Origin of the sequence: Halomonas sp. NPDC076908 (assembly GCF_050269715.1) — a bacterium.
In the GTDB taxonomy this organism is placed as follows: domain Bacteria; phylum Pseudomonadota; class Gammaproteobacteria; order Pseudomonadales; family Halomonadaceae; genus Vreelandella.
Window position 1 is genome coordinate 1 of the sequence record NZ_JBNNIW010000089.1, and the last position, 3381, is coordinate 3381.

5 protein-coding genes are annotated in these 3381 nt (G+C 34.2%); 4 read left to right on the forward strand and 1 reads right to left on the reverse strand.

Annotated features, from left to right (window positions below; genetic code table 11):
* From ACQKE4_RS20365 to ACQKE4_RS20380, 4 genes are all read left to right on the forward strand, one after another.
* On the forward strand, positions 1 to 454 hold a 454-nt coding region (locus ACQKE4_RS20365), incomplete at its 5' end, for a hypothetical protein (RefSeq protein WP_427390056.1).
* Complete coding sequence (locus ACQKE4_RS20370) at positions 447 to 989, forward strand: formyltransferase family protein (RefSeq protein WP_427390058.1); 543 nt, start codon at positions 447 to 449, stop codon at positions 987 to 989. The genes ACQKE4_RS20365 and ACQKE4_RS20370, both read left to right, overlap by 8 nt.
* A gap of 22 nt (positions 990 to 1011) precedes the next feature.
* The gene (argH, locus tag ACQKE4_RS20375; RefSeq protein WP_427390060.1) at positions 1012 to 2475 is read left to right on the forward strand and encodes an argininosuccinate lyase; all 1464 of its coding nucleotides are present in this window, start codon (positions 1012 to 1014) and stop codon (positions 2473 to 2475) included.
* Between the two features lies 1 nt (position 2476).
* Entirely contained in the window at positions 2477 to 3097 is a 621-nt protein-coding gene (locus ACQKE4_RS20380; protein WP_427390061.1) for a LysE/ArgO family amino acid transporter, read from the forward strand.
* A 34-nt stretch (positions 3098 to 3131) separates the two neighbouring features.
* Here ACQKE4_RS20380 and ACQKE4_RS20385 read toward each other — a convergent pair.
* On the reverse strand, positions 3132 to 3381 hold a 250-nt coding region (locus ACQKE4_RS20385), incomplete at its 5' end, for a hypothetical protein (protein ID WP_427390062.1).

Consider the following 3381-nt stretch of genomic DNA (forward strand, 5'->3'; position numbering starts at 1 on the left):
CTTGCGAAAGCCAACTTGCACGGGGCGAAGGATCAAAAAGTGCTCGCTGGCGGTGATAGGGAAAGTGTCGGCGCCGGCTTCACGGATTCAGGAATACTTATTAAGCATAATTATTGATAAAAGAACCCTAGAAACTTACAAGTACATGTCAAATGAATTAGGCAATAGGCTTTATGAAGGATACTGGATAGATCTAAATAGCACCATAATTAAATCAGCAATTAAAAAAATCACCAATCTTGTAAATGGAGAAATCACAATTGAGTTGTATAAAGGAAAAATACAAATTATATCCGTTAAAAATGTAAAAAACTCTTTATATACTTTAGATGGGTCAATGGAGAACGAGGGTAACTTTGATCACGCTGATTCCGAAGGCCTTGTTAAAATTCTTACCCTTAGTGCTAGAAATATTTCTAATGCTCAACAAGTGGAGGAAACCGATAATGATTAACAAACGAGCACTGTATATAGGTGATTCTTCCATATGGTCAATAAAAGCTGAAAATTATTTAAGATGTATTTTTTTAAATGTTGATTCTATTCAGTATAATTACGACAAAGATGAACCCCCGAGTAGTATCAATTGGTTTGGTGATTGGATTTTCTCTTTCAAGTCTGACTTGATCTTACCTATACAAACTTTAAATTCTGCAAAAGAAGCAGCAATAAATTTTCATCCCGCCCCGCCAAAATATAGAGGAATTGGAGGTTATAACTATGCATTACAAAATAAAGACTTAACTTATGGCAGTACTTGTCATTATATGGATGAAAAAATTGATCATGGTGAAATAATAGATGTTTCGTTTTTCTCAATATCTTCAAAAGAAAGCATAGATTCTTTAAAAGATAAAACTGCTGCATATTGCCTTACACAATTCATGTCGCTAGTTACTACTATAAGTAACGAAGATGACTTTCCACACAGTAATTATTCGTGGTCAAAAAAATTGCATACTCGGAAGATGCTGAGTGAAGTATATTGATTTCAAAAAAAAGGAGTATTAAATGAAAATTTGGGCTGGTCGTCTTAGCAAAGAAATAAATGATAAAGTACTAAATTACACTGAAACAACCAACGCTGACTTAAGACTTATTAAGTATGACATTTTAGGATCTATAGCTCATGTTAAGATGTTACATAAGCAGAAAATAATAACTGAAAATTGTGAAAAAAATCTTTTATCTGCTCTTATCGAAATATACAGATTGAACGAAAATGGACTTTTCACCCTTGAGAAAGAGTACGAAGATGTACATCTAAACATCGAAAATAAAATAAACTGTATTATTGGAGATGAATTAGGTGGAATGCTCCATACAGCAAGATCTAGAAATGATCAAGTAGTAAATGACACACGGTTATATTTGAGGTCATATATATTAGAAATAAAAAAATCCTTAGAGGAATTCAGCGATAATTTATTATTAAAATCAACCGAAAACATGAATTCTTTAGCAGTAGGATATACGCATGTACAACCAGCTCAGCCAATATCTTTGGCTTTCTGGTATACAGCTTATGTAAGTATTTTTAACAGGGATATCACTAGATTAGAAAATGCATTCAATAGTACAAACTGCAGCGTTCTAGGATCTTGTGCACTTTCTGGCACATCATTCAATATCGACCGATCCTACACACAAGAGTTACTCGGATTTGAAAATATTATTAGTCACGCGCTTGATGCTACAAGTTCAAGAGATTTTATAATTGAGTGTTTAAGTACACTTTCGATAATAATGAGCAATTTATCCAGATTAGCAGAAGAAATTATTACTTGGAACTCTTTTGAATATGGCACTCTTCATCTTGATGATAGCTTTACTACAGGAAGTTCTATAATGCCTCAGAAGAAAAACCCTGTAGTAGCTGAATTAGCAAAAGGAAAGGTAAGTAGGGTATATGGTGCATTAATGCAATCTCTTGCTATGGTTAAAGGTGTTGGCCTTGGATATAATTGTGACCTACAAGAAGACAAACCGTTACTTTGGGATGCATTAGATACTACAATTCAAACCATTAAGATACTTGATGAGCATATTAAAACATCATCATATGACTCACAACGCGCATATGATATATGTTGGGGTAGTTTTTCAACAATAACAGAGTTAGCAAATTGGCTAGTCACTAATAAAGGCCTGCCCTTCAGAAAATCTCATTTAATAGCTGGTCAATTAACTAATTTTTTAATTTCAAAAAAAGCCACTTTGAAAAATTCAAATATTGCACTAGATTTTTTGAAATCTAAAGATATTGAATTATCTGAAGAAGAATACTTCGAAATACTTGACCCCAAAAATGTCATGAACAGACAAGTAAGTCGCGGCTCTACCTCACCTACCAGCGTTAAAATCATTATAGAAGAACTTGAAGAAAGCTTATTAGCACATAAGGACTTTACATTTAGGAAAAGCCTAGTTATTGAAAAAGCAGAATCTTCACTGTTAAAAACCAAACGAGGCTAATGTGTTGTCATATTTACAGGTGGGCCTTTATGCTTTTTTATTTGCCACTAGCATAATAATAGCTATAGGCCCGCAGAATATTTTCATAATAAAACAATCTATTTATCAAAAAAAACCATACCTAGCTGCTTTTATATGCGCTAGCTGTGATTTCTCTCTTATTACACTGGGCGTATATATTTTATCATCATATATAAATGATAGCTTATTAAGCATGTTGAAGTGGATAGGGATATTATTTTTGATTATTTACGCTATTACAAACATAAAAGAAGCTATAAACCCTAAAAAAAACGTAAAAATTGAAAGTAACAAGGAAGAAAAAAAATCATTTTCCGCAAAAAACACAATAAGATTATCCTTTGCATTCTCTTTATTAAACCCTCACGTATACATTGACACAGTCCTGATCTTAGGGAGTCTTGGTGCCAAACATGAAGGATACGAGCGTTTATTTTTTATAATGGGTGCTAGCTTTGCATCATATTTATGGTTTTTTTTAAATGCTTACATTGGCACAAAAATGATCTATATTTTCTCAAAACCAGCTGTATCACGTAGCTTCGATATTCTAGTTTCATTAATAATGCTAGCTATGGCATATACTATATATAAGTTATAATTTAAGCCATCAGTCTACCCTTGCATTTACCGTTTCAGGTGATGAGCTCATTGCTGGTAGTTAACTCTATCTTATCCTCCCGCTTGCCTGGGTGGTCGTAAGCAGGCCAATGACAATCAGCCCAGCCCCAACAAAATCCGCCATGCGCAACGGCTCCCCAAGGATTAGATAAGCGAGTAGTACGCCGAAGGTAAGCGTTCATTCCAAGACGTAGTTGACCTACTTCACGTCCCGGAGAGGTCTCAATAACTCCGGCGAGACCTTGTACTGCTTCCTGCCATCCT

Bases quoted from the DNA above. Each gene is read 5' to 3' on its own strand.
- ACQKE4_RS20370 (WP_427390058.1), top strand. From the start codon at position 447: ATGATTAACAAACGAGCACTGTATATAGGTGATTCTTCCATATGGTCA.
- argH (WP_427390060.1), top strand. From the start codon at position 1,012: ATGAAAATTTGGGCTGGTCGTCTTAGCAAAGAAATAAATGATAAAGTA.